11 protein-coding genes and 2 tRNA genes are annotated in these 17196 nt (G+C 34.8%); 5 read left to right on the top strand and 8 right to left on the bottom strand.

Annotation, left to right across the window (positions count from 1 at the left end):
• Positions 1-320 precede the first annotated feature (320 nt).
• The 5 genes from HYN56_RS24340 to HYN56_RS24320 all read right to left on the bottom strand — a co-directional run bounded on the left by HYN56_RS24340 (position 321) and on the right by HYN56_RS24320 (position 5987).
• Positions 321-1223 carry an N-acetylmuramoyl-L-alanine amidase gene (locus HYN56_RS24340; protein WP_109194572.1) on the bottom strand — a complete coding sequence of 301 codons (903 nt, stop codon included), beginning with the start codon at positions 1221-1223 and terminating at the stop codon, positions 321-323.
• Positions 1224-1249: 26 nt separating this feature from the next.
• Entirely contained in the window at positions 1250-1804 is a 555-nt protein-coding gene (locus tag HYN56_RS24335) for a hypothetical protein (protein ID WP_109194571.1), read from the bottom strand.
• 42 nt (positions 1805-1846) lie between these two features.
• Positions 1847-3160, bottom strand: a complete 1314-nt coding sequence (gene rimO / locus HYN56_RS24330) for a 30S ribosomal protein S12 methylthiotransferase RimO (protein WP_109194570.1) — start codon at positions 3158-3160, stop codon at positions 1847-1849.
• A gap of 177 nt (positions 3161-3337) precedes the next feature.
• On the bottom strand, positions 3338-4912 hold the full coding sequence (locus HYN56_RS24325; RefSeq protein WP_109194569.1) for an OmpP1/FadL family transporter: 1575 nt from the start codon (positions 4910-4912) through the stop codon (positions 3338-3340).
• A gap of 40 nt (positions 4913-4952) precedes the next feature.
• Entirely contained in the window at positions 4953-5987 is a 1035-nt protein-coding gene (locus tag HYN56_RS24320; RefSeq protein WP_109194568.1) for a hypothetical protein, read from the bottom strand.
• 102 nt (positions 5988-6089) lie between these two features.
• Between HYN56_RS24320 and proS the strand changes: the two genes are divergently transcribed.
• The 4 genes from proS to rpsT all read left to right on the top strand — a co-directional run bounded on the left by proS (position 6090) and on the right by rpsT (position 8240).
• A complete protein-coding gene (gene proS, locus HYN56_RS24315) occupies positions 6090-7568 on the top strand; it encodes a proline--tRNA ligase (RefSeq protein ID WP_109194567.1) in 1479 nt (492 codons plus the stop codon).
• A gap of 78 nt (positions 7569-7646) precedes the next feature.
• Positions 7647-7718 (top strand) — tRNA-Glu (locus HYN56_RS24310).
• A gap of 45 nt (positions 7719-7763) precedes the next feature.
• Positions 7764-7835, top strand: a tRNA-Glu gene (locus tag HYN56_RS24305).
• 153 nt (positions 7836-7988) lie between these two features.
• Entirely contained in the window at positions 7989-8240 is a 252-nt protein-coding gene (gene rpsT, locus HYN56_RS24300) for a 30S ribosomal protein S20 (protein WP_091492106.1), read from the top strand.
• Positions 8241-8456: 216 nt separating this feature from the next.
• On the opposite strand, the gene HYN56_RS24295 is transcribed toward rpsT, so the two are convergent.
• Positions 8457-8864 carry a response regulator gene (locus HYN56_RS24295; protein ID WP_109194566.1) on the bottom strand — a complete coding sequence of 136 codons (408 nt, stop codon included), beginning with the start codon at positions 8862-8864 and terminating at the stop codon, positions 8457-8459.
• A gap of 5 nt (positions 8865-8869) precedes the next feature.
• Entirely contained in the window at positions 8870-10579 is a 1710-nt protein-coding gene (locus HYN56_RS24290; protein ID WP_109194565.1) for a PAS domain-containing sensor histidine kinase, read from the bottom strand.
• A gap of 168 nt (positions 10580-10747) precedes the next feature.
• On the opposite strand from HYN56_RS24290, the gene typA reads away from it, so the two are divergent.
• The gene (gene typA / locus HYN56_RS24285) at positions 10748-12544 is read left to right on the top strand and encodes a translational GTPase TypA (protein WP_091492101.1); all 1797 of its coding nucleotides are present in this window, start codon (positions 10748-10750) and stop codon (positions 12542-12544) included.
• Between the two features lie 113 nt (positions 12545-12657).
• On the opposite strand, the gene HYN56_RS24280 is transcribed toward typA, so the two are convergent.
• Positions 12658-17061 carry a T9SS type B sorting domain-containing protein gene (locus tag HYN56_RS24280; RefSeq protein WP_240622628.1) on the bottom strand — a complete coding sequence of 1468 codons (4404 nt, stop codon included), beginning with the start codon at positions 17059-17061 and terminating at the stop codon, positions 12658-12660.
• Positions 17062-17196 lie beyond the last annotated feature (135 nt).

The following is a 17196-nucleotide window of genomic DNA, read 5'->3' as shown; positions in this document are numbered from 1 at the left end:
TTTTTTGGAGCTGTCGAAACATACTAATGTTTTGGCAGCTTTTTTATTGTTTAAGAATTATGAATTGTGAGCTGCGAGTTATGGGTTAAGAGTTATGGGGTAGACTTATAAAAGTAAAAGTTATTGCTTCTTTGCTTACTAAATTGTACCTGTGAAAAATACTATTTCTTGTATTTATGACTGTAGAGATGCATTGCAGTGCATCTTTTGCGCACCATATTTTTTATTAGTTTTCTTAGGTATCATGTTATAATGAATAAAAAAAAACGCATTTCCTTATTAGAAATGCGTTGTATATTTTGAAATGAATTGTTGTTTTCTTATTGAACTTGTTTCTTATAGATAGAATAAATCGTATCGATTGTTTTTCTGTCCAAAGTTGAGGTTGCATCGGTTTGGATATAATGTAGCTTAAAAGCTTGAATTGCAGCCATTAAATTTTTGGTATTAAATCCAATTATTCGGAGAGCCGGTTCAATTTTAAAATCAAATGGAGCAGGTTCTAAAACTTCATCTGGCCAGATTCCAAAACCTTTTTCGGCAAGTGTTTTCCAAGGAAATAAAGCACTAGGGTCTTGCTTTCTTCCCGGAGCAATATCTGCATGTCCAATAAAGTTTTGAGTTGGAATATTGTAATCTTTTTTCAGTTTTGTCAACAAAGCAACCAAACTGCTGATTTGTGCTTCTGTAAAAGGCTTGAAACCATTATTGTCCAGTTCAATTCCGATAGAGCAGGAGTTTAAATCTGTTACTTTGCCCCAGGTTGAATTTCCGGCATGCCAGGCTCTTAGATAATCATTAAGCATCTGAACCACTTTTCCGTTTTCAGAAATTACATAATGAGCACTAACCTGAGTTTTGGTTTTTGTAAAAGTATTTATCGTTTGCTGTAAAGAATCTTGAGCAGTATGGTGAATAATAACGAAACTTGGTTTTCTTAAGTTAAAGTTCACTGTGCCAATCCATTCCGTATTGATTCCATTTTGCAGATATGTTGAGCTTGTTTTAGATAATGTATCTTTTACAATTTTCAATTGCTGCGCATAAGTTGTGTCAATAACAACATTTGTTGCCGGAATTGGCTGCGCTTCTTTACTGGTAATCTGGTTTTCTAAAGTTTTAAGCTGCTGATCGTATGCTTTTTCAGTATTCTTATATGGATTAATAGAGCAAGCACTAATAATAACAGCCAAAATCAGATAGCAAAAATGCTTTTTTGTCATAATTCGTTGTTTATAAGTTTAAACGATTATTCTTGAATTTTCGTATCTGTATTTTCTGGGGTTTCTTTAGAATCTTTGTTTTTAGATTCTTTATCTTTTTTCTTTTTAGATTTTCCTGTTTTACCTTCTTTTAACTTTTCCATAAAAGTCTTGTATTTTTCAACTTGATCTGGATTCAAAAAGGCGCTAATTTTTTTATCAGTACTTTCTCTTAAGGCTTTAATTTGTTCAATTTTTTGTTCCTGATTGCTGCTTTCATTTTTCAATAAAATCCCTTGCTCTCTTAAACTGTCTGCTAAAACGTTTGTAATAGCAATCGCTTGCAAATCATCAAGATTTACATCTGGTTTCATTTGTTCGACAATTTTCCCCGCAGTTTCTTCAGCGGGAATTTCTTTAGGTTTGCTTTGTGAGCCTTGTCCTTGTCCTGCCATCATACTTCTATCCATTCCCATTCCGCCGCCTCTTCCGTAACCGTTACCATAACCATTATTATAGTAGCCATTTCCATACTGTGCTGAAACAGAGTTGAAACAAAATAAAGTAAAAACAAAAAGAATTAAGTTTTGTGTAAGTTTCATAAAAGTATTTTTGTCTAGTGTTAACAATTGTTCAGCGTAAATTTAAGCAGGTTCTCCGTATAAATCAAATTCTGTGGCTTCAATTATTTTTATATTAACAAATTCGCCTGTTTTCACATAATGCTTAGAAGCATCTATTAAAACTTCATTATCAACATCAGGACTGTCAAATTCGGTACGACCAACAAAATGCGCGCCTTCTTTTCTGTCAATTATACATCTGAAAACTTTACCTACTTTTTCCTGATTTAAGTCCCATGAAATTTGAGACTGTAATTCCATAATTTCATTTGCTCTTGCTTGTTTTACATCATCAGGGACATTGTCTTCTAACAAGTAAGCGTGGGTGTTTTCTTCATGAGAGTATGCAAAGCATCCCATTCTGTCAAATTTCATTTCCTGAACAAAATCTTTCAAAATTTCAAAATCTTCCTGAGTCTCACCTGGATATCCAACAATTAAAGTAGTTCTGATTGCCATTCCCGGAACGGCTGCACGGAAATCTTTCAATAATTGAGTCGTTTTAGCCTGAGTTGTTCCACGACGCATTGATTTCAAAATTGAATCTGAAATATGTTGTAACGGAATATCTATATAATTACAGATTTTAGGCTCGCGTTTCATTAATTCTAAAACATCCATTGGGAATCCCGTTGGGTAAGCGTAATGAAGACGAATCCATTCGATACCTTCAACAGCAGCTAAAGCTTCCAGAAGCTCTGCAAGGTTTCTTTTTTTATAAAGATCAAGACCGTAATAAGTTAAGTCCTGAGCAATTAAGATTAATTCTTTAACTCCGTTTTTAGCTAAACCTTGAGCTTCTTTTACTAATTTTTCAATTGGCTGAGAAACGTGAGAACCTCTCATTAGTGGAATAGCACAAAAACTACAAGGTCTGTCGCATCCTTCAGCGATTTTTAAGTAAGCGTAATTTTTTGGAGTGGTCGTTAAACGCTCTCCAAGTAATTCATGTTTATAATCTGCTCCAAGAGCTTTTAGCAACTGTGGTAATTCTGTTGTTCCAAAATATTGATCAACATTTGGGATTTCTTTTTCTAAATCAGGTCTGTAACGTTCAGATAAACATCCTGTCACGAAAACTTTATCTACAAGTCCTCTGTCTTTTTTATCAGCATATTCCAAAATCATGTTTACTGATTCTGCTTTTGCATTATCAATAAAACCACAAGTATTAATTACAATAATGTTTCCTTCTTTTTCTGCCGGAGCTTCATGTTCAACTTCTTTTCCATTTGCACGAAGCTGTCCCATAAGGACTTCGCTGTCATAAACATTTTTTGAACACCCAAGAGTGATTACGTTAATTTTGTTCTTTTTTAAAGACTTGGTTCTCATACTTTTATAAATTGGAGTGCAAAATTACACTTTTTTATTCAAACACCGCTTGTTTCGGTTTTATTTAGATGTTTTTTATGAAGGTTTTCGAGGAGAAAGCTTGTTGATTTGTGGATAAAAAAAAAATCCGCCAAATTGATTTTGACGGAAATTTTCATTCATCTATTTAATTCTTAATTACAATTCAAATAATAAGGTAAGGGTAACATTGTTAAGTTTTGAATTGATATTGGCTCCGTCATTAAAACCTCTTGAGAAGAAATCCTGATTCGATTTTCTTTGTAAATAAGAGTAAGCCAAATCTAATTTAGTAGCTCCAAAGTTGTATCCTAAACCTCCGGAATAGCTTGTCAGGTCTCCAATTGTGCTTCCATTTTTGTACGGACTTCCTTCAAAGCGATATCCTCCTCGTAAACTTAATTGTTTTATTTTGTATTCTGCTCCAATTCTCAATTCGCCGGTACTTGTTAAACTGTTATTGATTTCGTCGTTTGTTCCTCTGAAATCACTGGTAGGTTTGAATTTTGTGTTTCCGTAGTTTTTAATAGCATAATCAACACTAATTAAACCGGATTTTCCAAAAACGTAAGCACCACTAAATGTCCATTTGTCAGGAGTTTGTAAGGTGTAAGATTGGTAAACATTTACAGTGTTTGGGTTTGCGTTGTTGGTGAATGATTCTGTAGTTGTTTCTGTAGTTGTGAATAAGCTTTGTGAAAGCTCATCATAAAGCTCGTACCATGTATTAGATTCATATGCGATACCAAATCTTAAAGCATCAGTTACTTTTCCGATGGCTCCAAGTTGGAAAGAAAATCCATTTCCGTAAGTGTAAAGTTCGTTGTTAAAACGCACGTTTGATACTGTTTCGTATGATTCTAATGGGTTCTTGTTGGATTCGTAAAAACTTGAAGTTCTTCTGTAGTCAGTTACGTGAACGTTTAAGTTTGCTCCAAAATATAATCGGTCCTTGTATGAAGTGGCGATGTTAAAACTTACTTTACTGTTGTAGCCTCTTGTGTAAACCTCGTTTTCCTGATAGTAATTTTGGCCATTAGGAGCGTTGTTAGTAAAATAAGTGCTGTTTGGGTTGTTGACATCGTCAATATTTATTAAGTATGCCTGATATCCTAATAAGGCTTGTTGAGCAGAAAAGCCGCTCATATTTGGGTATTGTCCGTTAGGGAAATTTGAGCCTAAATAGCTATATAAATCTTTTAACGTTTCGTTGTCGGCTAGGTTAACAAATTCATGAGGGACAGGAGCGCCTCCATTGCCATAGTTTGCATAGTCTAAAAAATAACCATCTATAGATTTGGTTGGGTTTGTTCCGGCAGAAAAAATATTGTTGTTGTAGTTGTTTGTGTTCTCGTATGTTGCTCCAATTGCAATTTTATTCCATCCGTTATTAGGATTTCGGTCTTTGAAAACAAAAACACCTCCCGCCTGGTTTAAAATAAAGGAGTTTTTTTTGTCTGAAGTTTTGGTGTTATAATAATCAGAGTCATTTTTTATATTCTGATTACTAAAAGATACTCCAACCTGATTTGTATTAAAGATTGCGGATCCGGCAGGATTGACACTTAGTGCCGACAGATCTCCTCCAACTGCGCCAAACGCACCGCTCATGGCTCTAAATCTTGCCGTTCCGGTTAAATTGTCTTGTGCATAACGCACAGCATCTGATACATCCTGAGAATATGACGCGCAGGCAGTTAGTCCTGTTATGAATAGGAAAAATATTTTTTTCATTTGGATAAGTTTTAGTTTGAATTAGTTTACTGAGGAGAAATTATCTTCTTCCTCCTCCGCCGCCTCCGCCAGATCTCATTCCTCCGCCACCGCCTCCGCCAGACGATCTCATGCTTCCGCCACCACCACTATTGTTCATAGAGCGGGAAGGGCTAGGAGAGTAGCTTCTTGAAGAGTTGCTGTTGTTGCTAGGGGTATAGCTTCTGTTTGTAGTCCCACTATTGTTGTAAGATTTTCTGTTGCTGGAGTTGCTATAATCTACGCTGTTATTGTTGTAACTTCTTCTGTTTGTAAATGTTGGACTTGTTGTTCCTCTGTTATAAGTGGAATTTGAGTTTCTTCTAAAGTCTGTGTAGCCGTTAGATGATCTGTTGGTAGTGTAATTTCTGTTTGTCGTATAGTTACTTCTGTTAGTGGTATAGCTTCTGTTTGTTGTGAAACTTCCTCTGTTTGAACTGTAGCCTCTGTTAGAAGTATAGTTTCTGTTATAGTAGCTGTTTCCGTAATAAGCAGCAGAGCCTCTTCTTCCATAGTTATAGCTGTAGTTGTTGTAGCCGTAGTATCCGCCACCCCAATATCCTGGGTATCCCCATCCTGGTCCCCAGTAGCCTGGATAACCCCAGCCACCCCAATAGCCTGGATATCCCCAACCGGCTCCCCAGTAACCTCCGTAACCCCATCCGTAATAAGGATAGCCCCATCCAAATCCCATCGACCATGTTGGGCTGGTATAGAAGTTTACTGAAACATCAGAACTGCTGCTTCCCCATGCAGGATATCCTACAGAGGCAGTCTGAGTGCTGTCGTTTTCTGAATAATTGGTATAATTGTCAACGTCAGTAAAAATTTCCGTTGGCTGATCGTCATCTTGCAAAGATCTAAAGTAGTCTTTGTATTGATTATTTGTGCCGTTAGATTGCTGCACATAGCTGTTTGATGATGAGTTACCATATACTCCGTCATTTCCATAATAGGAGGAGTTTTGGTAAGAACCACACGACGCTAGTAATAAACTCATTAATCCAATTAAGTAAAAATGATTAGAGTTTCGGCGAAGAGAAATGTTAGTTTTCATATCTGTGGTGATTTTTATTGTTGCACATTACAAAAATAGTTAGTTTTGTCAAACTATTTAGTTAAAATTATTGAAAACAAAATTTGTGCCAAACTATATAATATGAGTAAGAACCTCACTACAAGATCAGAAGATTATTCGAAATGGTATAACGAGCTGGTTGTTAAGGCAGATCTGGCTGAAAATTCAGGAGTTAGAGGATGTATGGTGATTAAACCGTACGGATATGCTATTTGGGAAAAAATGCAGGCTGAATTAGATCGCATGTTTAAAGAAACAGGACATCAAAATGCTTATTTTCCTTTATTCGTGCCGAAGAGCATGTTTGAGGCTGAAGAGACAAATGCTGAAGGATTTGCAAAAGAATGTGCTGTAGTCACACATTACAGATTAAAAAATGATGAAGAGAGACCTGGGAAATTAATGGTTGATCCAAATGCTAAATTGGAAGAGGAGCTTATTGTTCGTCCAACCAGTGAGGCAATTATTTGGTCTACTTATAAAGGATGGGTTCAGTCGTATAGAGATTTACCTTTGTTAATTAATCAATGGGCAAATGTTGTTCGTTGGGAAATGCGTACCCGTTTGTTTTTAAGAACTGCTGAGTTTTTATGGCAGGAAGGGCATACAGCTCATGCTACAAAGACAGAAGCTATTGAAGAGTCTGAAAAAATGATGAATGTTTATGCTGATTTTGTCGAGAATTTCATGGCAATTCCGGTAGTAAAAGGAATAAAAACAGAAACAGAACGTTTTGCTGGTGCTGATGAAACTTATTGTATCGAAGCGTTGATGCAGGATGGTAAAGCATTGCAAGCTGGAACGTCACACTTTTTGGGGCAGAACTTTGCTAAGGCTTTTGATGTTAAGTTTGCTAATGCAGAAGGGAAACAGGAACATGTATGGGGGACATCATGGGGAGTTTCAACTCGTTTGATGGGAGCTTTAATTATGACGCATTCTGATGATCAGGGATTGGTATTGCCTCCAAATTTGGCACCAATTCAAGTTGTTATTGTTCCAATTCATAAAACAGATGAACAATTGGCTCAGATTACGGCTGCGGTTAATGAATTGACGGCGAAACTTAGAAAATTAAGAATCTCTGTTAAATTTGATGACAGAACAACTCAAAAACCAGGATTTAAATTTGCAGAATGGGAATTAAAAGGGGTTCCTGTTAGAATTGCAGTTGGTCCAAAAGATTTAGAAAACGGAACTTTTGAAGTGGCAAGACGTGATAATTTGACAAAAGAAGTCGTTGCCAGTGAAAATATCGTTGATCATATCAATGATCTTTTGGAGCAGATTCAAAAAGATTTATTTGACAAAGCTTTTGACTATCGTAATACTCATATTACGGAAGTGAATAGTTTTGAGGAATTTAAAGAAGTTTTAGAAGGTAAAGGAGGTTTTATTTCTGCACATTGGGATGGAACTGCGGCTACCGAAGAAAAAATAAAAGATTTGACAAAAGCAACCATTCGTTGTATTCCTTTGGATGCTGTTGAAGAGGCGGGAATCTGTGTGTTTACTGGGAATCCTTCTACTAAGCGAGTGCTTTTCGCGAAGGCGTATTAAAAAAAAATAAAAAAAATAGCATCAGCTATTGTGCAACTAAAAAATAGATGTATCTTTGCATCCGCAATAAAGAAGCACGGTCCGTTCGTCTATCGGTTAGGACGCCAGGTTTTCATCCTGGTAAGGGGGGTTCGATTCCCCCACGGACTACAAGTTATATTACATATTGAAAAGTTTCCAACTTAGGAGAATTTAGGTCCGTTCGTCTAGGGGTTAGGACGCCAGGTTTTCATCCTGGTAACAGGGGTTCGATTCCCCTACGGACTACAAAATTAGTTGTAAATAAGTTTTGTAAAATAAAAATTGGTGTCTCGGTTTTTATTTTATTAGTTAAAACCAAAGTGATTGTTTTGCAATTGTGGGAGGTTTTTCTTTTTTAACTAGTATTTATAATAATTATTACATCTAAAATTAAAGAAAATGGCAAATCATAAGTCAGCATTAAAAAGAATCAGAAGTAACGAAAAGAAAAGAGTTCTTAACAGATATCAACATAAAACTACTCGTAATGCTATTAAAGCATTAAGATTAGCTACTGATAAATCTGATGCTGCTGCTAAATTATCTACTGTAATCTCTATGATTGATAAATTAGCTAAAAAGAACATCATTCATGATAATAAAGCTTCTAACTTGAAGTCTAAATTAACTAAACACGTTGCTAAATTGTAATTAAAACAATTTGCTAAAGATATAAAAGTCCTCTTCTAGAGGACTTTTTTTGTTTTAATCCCAATTGTGAAATTCCAATAATAAAAAATTCCAAATTCCAATTTTTGTAATAATTGGAATTTGGAATTTTTTTATTTGCGAAACCTTATTTTAAAAGCTTTAAGCTTTTGGGTTGTTTGTTGGAATTTGGAATTTAAAATAATTGAAAATTTAATATCAAATGTTTATTTTTTTCTTAAGGTATTCCAGCATTGGTAATGTAATTGGTTTTGATAAAAAATCGATTATTATAGGGTATTTTTTTGCTTTCGCGAGATCTTCCGGATCAATAGTAGAAGATAGTACAATGACAGGAGCAGAGTTGAAATCTTTGTAGTCTGAAGAAGTAAAATGATCTAAAAACTCCCAGCCGCCCATTATTGGCATATTTAAATCTAGAAAAATTAATTCCGGTTTTCTTTTGTTTTTATCATTAGTGTATTTTAAGGTGTTGAAATGATGGAGTGCTTCTTCACCGTTTTGAGCTGTAATAACTTCGTGAGAAAATGAAGATTTAGAAATTACTTTTTTGCATAACATCAGCGTGATGGGGTCATCGTCAATGCATAAAATCTGCTCGAGCATAATAATTAATTTTTAAAAGTTATTGTAAATGTTGTTCCTTTGTTGACTTCGCTTTCGATAGAAATTATTCCTCCCATTGTTTCTACCTGCGATTTTACAAGATAAAGACCTAATCCTTTACTGTCCGGATAGTTGTGAAATCTTTGGTATAATCCAAATACTTTGTCCCGATTTCTTTCCAAATCAATTCCAATTCCGTTGTCTTTGAAGGTTAGTATTGTTTTGTTTTCTATTTTTTCTGCCGTTATTGAGATTTTTAACTTTCTGTTTTCTGATTTGTATTTAATAGAATTAGTAAGTAGATTTAGTAGGATGCTTTCGATATAAGCTTTGTTTGTAATAAGTTCAGGAACTTTGTCAAACTTAAGTTTTATTATAGGCTTATGTGATTCTATTTGAAAGGAAAGCTGACTGAATACATTTTCGAAAACTTCTTTTAAAGAGACTTCTTCTTTTTGCATGGAAGGGTTGTCTTTTATGATGATAACTTTTACTAAGTCATTAATAGTTTCGTTTAGTAAATGTGTCGATTTAGTGAAGCCGGCTAAGATTTCTTCCAGTTCTTCGTTTTCTACCGGAATATCTTCAATTAAGTTTAAAAGACCAATTAAATTAGATAATGGCGCTCTTAGATTATGTGAAGTAATATAGGAAAACTGTTTTAAATCTTTATTGTTTTGTGTTAATTCGCGAATGAGATGCTCTTTTTCTGTTTCCAGTTTTTTTTCATCCGTAATGTCTCTTTGTATTGAAATCCAGTGCGAAATGACTCCTTCGTTACTGAAAATCGGAATCATAGAAAAACGCACCCAATATTCTTCTTTATTTTTGGTGTACGTTATAGTTTCGATTAAGCACTCTTCTTCATTTTTGATGGCTCTTAAAAGTTTTTTTAATTCATCAGAATCGGAGTTTGGGCCTTTAAAAATGTTTGGTGATTTTCCGATTATTTCGTTAGATAAATAACCTGACATTTGAGAGAATGCCGGGTTTACATACACTATTTTTGGGATTTTTCCTTCCGGAGAATTGGCTTCAGTGATTAAAATTGAATCTTTAGACTGGGTAATTACGGTTTCCAGAAGTTTTAATCTTTGTTCTTCTTCTTTTTGTTTTGTAATATCCTGAATAGCTCCAATCATTCTGATGGCTCTTCCGTTTTCGTCTTTTAGTAAAAAACCTCTGTCGAGGACATATTTATAAGTTCCGTCAGCACATCTGAAACGATATTGATCCTGCCATTTTTCTGTTTTTTGTTCAATAAACGAATATAACTTTATTGACATTCGGATACTGTCTTCCGGGTGGATTTTGTCGAACCACCATTTTGAAGTTTTTCCTACTTCTTCCGGGTTGTACCCAAAAACACTTTCTATTCCTTTGTTCCAATTTATGCTATCCTCTTGTATTTTCCAATCCCAAATAGTATCGCTGGTCGCTTTTGCAACAATGTCATATTTTTCATTGGATTCTTTTATTTCTACGTTGGTTTTGTTTAGTTTTTCAAAAATTGTTATGCTTCTTTTTTCGTTTTTTGAAAGTATAAATCTAAAGACCAATCCTGTAATTAAGATGAATACAATATCTTTTAAAAGGGATAAATACAAGTATTCTGAAGATGAAAAGTAGCCTATGAGCAGTTTATGACACAAAACAGCCATAAGTATCGAGATGATGATGTAAATAAGAGTAATTTGGAGAGTTTTACTTTTCATTACTCCAAATATAGTTAAATTAACTATAACTAAACATATGTTAATGCTATTTTGAGAGCGATATTTTGGTGTTTTATATTAACTAATTGATTGTATATACGCAAACTATGAAAGAAACATTTTTTTTTAGAAAATAAAGTGTACCTTTGCGCCCATTAAAAATCACAGATGGAATCTATTAGAAACATTGCAATTATTGCCCACGTCGATCACGGTAAAACAACTTTGGTTGATAAAATTATGTATCACTGTCAGTTATTTCGTGAGAACGAAAACACAGGTGATTTAATCTTAGATAATAATGATTTAGAGCGTGAGAGAGGTATTACAATTACTTCTAAGAACGTTTCTGTTCAATATAAAGGAACAAAAATCAATATTATCGATACTCCAGGCCACGCCGATTTTGGAGGTGAAGTTGAACGTGTATTGAACATGGCCGATGGTGTATGTTTGCTAGTGGATGCTTTTGAAGGACCAATGCCACAAACGCGTTTCGTATTACAAAAAGCGATTGACTTAGGTCTTAAGCCTTGTGTAGTTATCAACAAAGTCGACAAAGAAAACTGTACTCCTGAAGAGGTTCACGAAAAAGTTTTTGACTTAATGTTTGAATTAGGTGCAACTGAAGAGCAGCTGGATTTCCCGGCAGTTTACGGTTCTGCAAAAAACAACTGGATGTCTGATGACTGGAAAGTGCAAACACAAAACATTGAGCCTTTATTAGACATGGTAATTGCTAATGTTCCTGCTCCTAAAGTATCTGAAGGTACTCCACAAATGTTGATTACTTCTTTAGATTTCTCTTCTTTTACAGGTCGTATTGCTATTGGACGTCTTGAAAGAGGTACTTTGAAAGAAGGAATGCCAATTTCTCTTGTAAAAAGAGATGGTAAAATCATCAAATCCAGAATTAAAGAATTACACACTTTCGAAGGTTTAGGCCGTAGAAAAGTAGAAGAAGTTGTTGCCGGAGATATTTGTGCTGTTGTAGGTATTGAAGGTTTTGAAATTGGTGATACTATTGCTGACTTCGAAAATCCTGAAGCTTTACAAACAATCGCTATTGATGAGCCAACAATGAGTATGTTGTTTACAATTAACGATTCTCCTTTCTTTGGTAAAGAAGGTAAATTCGTTACTTCTCGTCACATCCGTGAAAGATTAACAAAAGAGTTGGAGAAAAACTTAGCGATGAAAGTTGGAGAAACTGATTCTGCTGATAAATTCATGGTTTTTGGCCGTGGTGTATTGCACTTATCTGTTCTTATTGAAACAATGAGAAGAGAAGGGTACGAGCTTCAAATTGGTCAGCCACAAGTTATCATCAAAGAAGTTGATGGTGTGAAATGTGAGCCAATTGAGGAATTAACGATTGACTTACCAGAAAATCTTTCAGGTAGAGCGGTTGAATTTGTAACTATCCGTAAAGGAGAAATGCTTTCTATGGAAGGTAAAGGTGAGCGTATGATTATTAAATTCAACATTCCATCTCGTGGAATTATCGGTTTAAGAAATCAATTGCTTACTGCTACAGCTGGTGAGGCTATCATGGCACACCGTTTTATTGGGTACGAACCATACAAAGGAGAAATTCCTGGACGTAACAACGGTTCATTAATCTCTATGGAGAACGGAAAAGCTATTCCTTACTCTATCGATAAATTACAGGATCGTGGTAAATTCTTCGTTGATCCAAACGAGGATATCTACGAGGGACAAGTTATTGGTGAAAACACTCGTAGCGACGATATGACTGTTAACGTTACTAAAACGAAAAAACTTTCTAACGTACGTTCTTCTGGAGCTGATGATAAAGCTAGAATTATTCCAGCTATCAAATTCTCTTTAGAGGAAGCTTTAGAATACATTCAAAAAGATGAGTACGTTGAAGTTACTCCAAAATCTTTACGTTTAAGAAAAATCTACTTAAGCGAAACAGATAGAAAAAGATATAAAATCTAATCGGTTTTAAATTCCAAATAAAAAATCCCAAATTCCATTATGGAGTTTGGGATTTCTTTTTTGAGATATGTTTTTTGGAATTTGGATTTTTTAAATTGGAATTTATTAAAAAGTTATCTTTTCAAACTAAAATGTCCTTTTACTTCTCGTCCGTCTTCCAGTTTTATGGTATACCAATAATCATCTGCCGGCATGGGGCTGCCGGAATAAGTTCCGTCCCAGCCATTTCCTGTAGAAATAATCTGTTTGATTAATTTACCATATCGATCGAAAATCAGGATTTTGGCACCTGAGTTAAAAATCTCATTAGCTCCTTGTATATTCCAATAGTCATTATAACCATCATTATTAGGGGTGAAATATTTAGGTATGCCAAGAACAGCAATAGTTTTGGAAACTTTGCCACAATTATTTTTGTCATTTATGTACAGTTCATGTATTCCGGCGCGTACATTTTCAAATAAGTTTGAATCCTGAAAAGATCCGTTTGCATCATCAATACTATATTCATAATTTCCGGTACCCGAAACATTTACTTCGACTGTATTAAAATCAGATAAGTCTGAAATAGAAACAGAATCAAGATGTGCAATATCTGAAGCAGTTACTGTTATAGTTCTGATTCTACTACAGCTTGTTTCGTCTTTTGTGAAAACTTCTACTGCATATTTTCCTTCTTCATTAACATCTAAAGTTTCATTCGTTTCTCCCGGAATTACACTTCCATCTTTTGACCAGATATAAGTATATGTATTGGCTGCTATGTTTCCAATAATTCCGGCATCCAGTTTAACAAAGAAAGAAGGTAAATTTGAACAAACTAATTCATCTGCACTTTTGTCAATATTAATATCAATGTCAGGTTTTGCATTTACCTTTAATGTGATAAATGGTCCTATTCCGAAACAAGCATTATCCAGATCGTTGTCTACTCTTACCCAGATAATCTCCTGATTCTGGGTTGTATTTCTATAATTTGCAGGATCTGTAATTGCATTTGTTTCAGCGAAAGCATCTATTTCATTTGTATAATATTTTATAGAATAATTTGTTCCGGAAGAAGGTAGCATTGCTCTAATTTCATTTGTTACACTGCTAAAGTCAAAGTTTGCAATTCCATCGATATCGGTACTTAAAGTTTCAACTGAATCATCACATACAGCAAGCAGTCTTTTGAAATTTGGGTCGATTTGAGTTGTAGATACTACAAGATTTAATTGGGCAACAGAAAAGCACCCACTTGAATTTTCAACTCTTGTCCAAATAATCTTGTTGTTACTTCTAAAAGAAACAGGATTTGAAATTAAAGTAGCGGGATCTTTTGCGTTTGCTCCGGCTAAGGTAGTGTAATAGGAGAAGGTTTCATTTGCAGAATTGGCCGAAACAAAACTGTTTTTTTCCGTTAAATTAAAGTTGGAAATACCATCAGTATCATCATCACACTGTACAAGTGTAATTGGAGAATTTAATACAGGAAGAGTCAGAATATTTAATGTTACCGAATTAGCAGAAGTCAATCCACAGGCATTGTTGATTCTGTTTAAAAACACACGATATTGGTATCCATTCATTGTGTTACCTGTTTTTTGAATTGTCAGAGTTGCTGTTTTGGTTCCGGTATAAACAGAACTTTCAGCTAATGCATTCCAGATTGTTCCGCCATCGCTTGAGAATTGCCATTGGAAACTGTCAGCATTAGATTCTACAGAAAAAAATGCTTTCTCCAGTTCACAAACTGTTTGATTTTCGGGTTGTTTTGTAATTATAATAGGGGTTGCAATAATATAATTTCCATTTGGAGGGGTATAACCATCGGTTCTGCTGGTTACAATTCCGAAAGAATTTACAATTAATGGAGCCTTTCCTAACTGACCGTCAAAATCAGGATCTGTAAAACCGGCTTCAATAACATCGTTACAGCCATCATCGTCACTGTCAATTTCAGTATAATTTTTTATACCATCATTATCAGAATCTAAAACAGTGTATTTTAAAATACCATTGTCGGGACTGGTTTCTAAAGAATTAGATAAACCATTAGTTCCAAAATCCATTGTATCAATTATTCCGTCTCTGTTTGCATCCGGAGCATTACTTCCGGATTCTACTAAATCGTAGATTCCATCATTATCACTGTCTAAATCAAGATAATTGGGAATGCCATCTTTATCCGTATCCGGAGGATTAGCAGATAAAATAAACATATCATCCAATCCATCTAAATTAATGTCAACATTAGACAATGGTTTTGGTTGTATTTGTGATTCGATTAAATCCGGAATACCATCATTATCTGAATCTAAATCCAATTGATCCGGAATACCGTCTCCATCAGTGTCTTTTGGGACACAGGTTGCAACGAGCTTGAAAGTTGATTTGCTTTCGGTTTCATCGGAAAGATTTTTATGTGTGATTTTAAACGATTGGGTTTGATACGACTGAAACTTGAAAGTACCAGTTCCCGCGGCTAGCGGAGCAGTACCGTTTAATCTAAATCGAATTTCAAAAGAAGAGAATTCTGTAACTCCGCTTTCATATATTCCATCATAATTGGTATCAATTAATAGTTGATTGTCAGGATTTAAAACTGTAAAAGTTTTATTTACATCTGAGTTTATAATGTATTCAGCATTAGGGTTTAATAACTCATCTGTATTGGCCGTGGTGCTATATTCTAAACGAAGATTTATTGGTTTTGTGAAATTTAAACTATAACTTACTGAAGCTTTTCCTACACCGATTCTGGTAATAAAATTCCCGTCTGTATTTCCTGAAAAAGAAGTAGCAATAAGTGCAGTTGAATTGCTAAATGTACCTGAAAAAGAATTGAAATACGTACCCACAGTTAAAAATCCCGAATTTGTGTATGAAGTATTTATAGGTTGATCCCCATAAGATTCAGTACAATTTGTTATTCCGTCATTATCATAATCAATGTCAATATTATCATTAGCCAAATCATTGTCCTGATTAATAGGACATTCACTTACCGGAATTTTATCAGAGAAAATGTTAGTAACACAACCGGAAATACCTCCTTTAACCTGATAAAAACCAGGCTGAGTAGGAGCGTAGTTGTTTTTGGTTTCGCCAACAATTGCGATATCATCCTTATACCACTGAAAAGTATCATAAGAAGATAACGTGTTTATTTTTAAAGATACATTCGGAATGCAGGAGGAATTTTCCAGTGCAATTTTGGCGCTTACAATTTCAGGCTTTAAATCAAAGCCGGAATAGTAACCTCCATAAGTTGCAAAGCCATTTGTTCCAAAATAAGATACATATATCTGTTTCGTTGATTTTACAGCTACATCTCCTGATAAATCTGGTATATTATAACGTACAAATTCAGTTGTTCCTTCAATTTCCAGAGGTTGAACTGTAATTGGAGAGTTGTTTAATAAAACAGAGGCTCCTTTTTCAGTTACAATATTTAGAAACCCATTAAAAGTGTTATTACCAATAGATTGAATCTGTGGAATATTATCGACTGTATTTGGTGTAGCGCAATTTATTGGAGGTACAAAAAACATATTTTGATTGGCCGGATTTGTTGTTCCACCAATACTTTGGTAAGCGAATACATTTTCGGATGTTTTTACATATATGGCATCATTAACAAACTGGCTTCCATCCATTACAAGATATTCACCGCTTTTAAGAGTTTTATACGGAGTAAGAGAACCATTTAGAAAAACTTCCGTATTATCGTAATGTGCAACCAGTAAAACGCGTTCCAATTCGTCTGTACCAAGACCTTTTATGAAGATATATTCCTTTCCTGTTTTTTCAAGAGAAACGATTTGATCAAAACCAACATCTCTTCCGGCAGGGTATGTGGTTCTGCCCTGAGTTGTCATGAGAGTACTATTACTACCTCCAAAAGAACCGGAATTAACCACAACTGATTTATCCGACTGAACTAACGCTCCAATCATTTTAGAACTATTTGATACAGGTTGAGCGTCGTTGTAATTTTTCAATGCCAGTACATAACTTTCATTTTTGTTAAGTGTTACTGTTATTGGACCGGAGACAACTGTTCCGTCTATAAGTTGTGTTCCGTTTTGAATATTTGAAATCGTAATTTTAGTGCCGTTTTCAGTGGCCATGATAGAAGCAAAATTTAATAATGTTTCATCATACAACGGATTTAACATTGCGCCTAATCTAAAAGTAGTACCCAGACCACTGTTTCCTTTAGAGACCAATCCGCCGGCTTGATTGTATTCGCCGGTTTGAGTAATTCCTGCATTCACCCTGGCACTTACATAAACCAAATCTTCTGCCTCAATAACGTATCCTCTGCCGGATACAATTCCGGTTTTATTTAATGGCGTAAAAAGTTGGGTGTCCAGGCCTGTTCCAACATAATAGCGATATGGAGTAGTACTGTTTACAGTTCCGGTAACTACACTGCCGCCATTGGCTATGATTTTAAAATTTACGTTTGTAAGACTTGGGGTTGAAATATATAAATATTGATCGTTTGCAAATCCTGTAACAGAAATCAAGGGTGGTATATAATGCGTCTTACTAAACTGTGAAAAACAATTCAAAGAGCAAAACAGGAAAAAGAGAAAGAGTAATTTTTTTTTCATTGGCTTGTAAATGGCTGCTACTGATTTAAATCGCCCAAACCAAAAATA

This window comes from Flavobacterium crocinum (assembly GCF_003122385.1).
Lineage (GTDB): Bacteria > Bacteroidota > Bacteroidia > Flavobacteriales > Flavobacteriaceae > Flavobacterium > Flavobacterium crocinum.
This window is presented reverse-complemented; position numbering and strand designations above follow the sequence as displayed.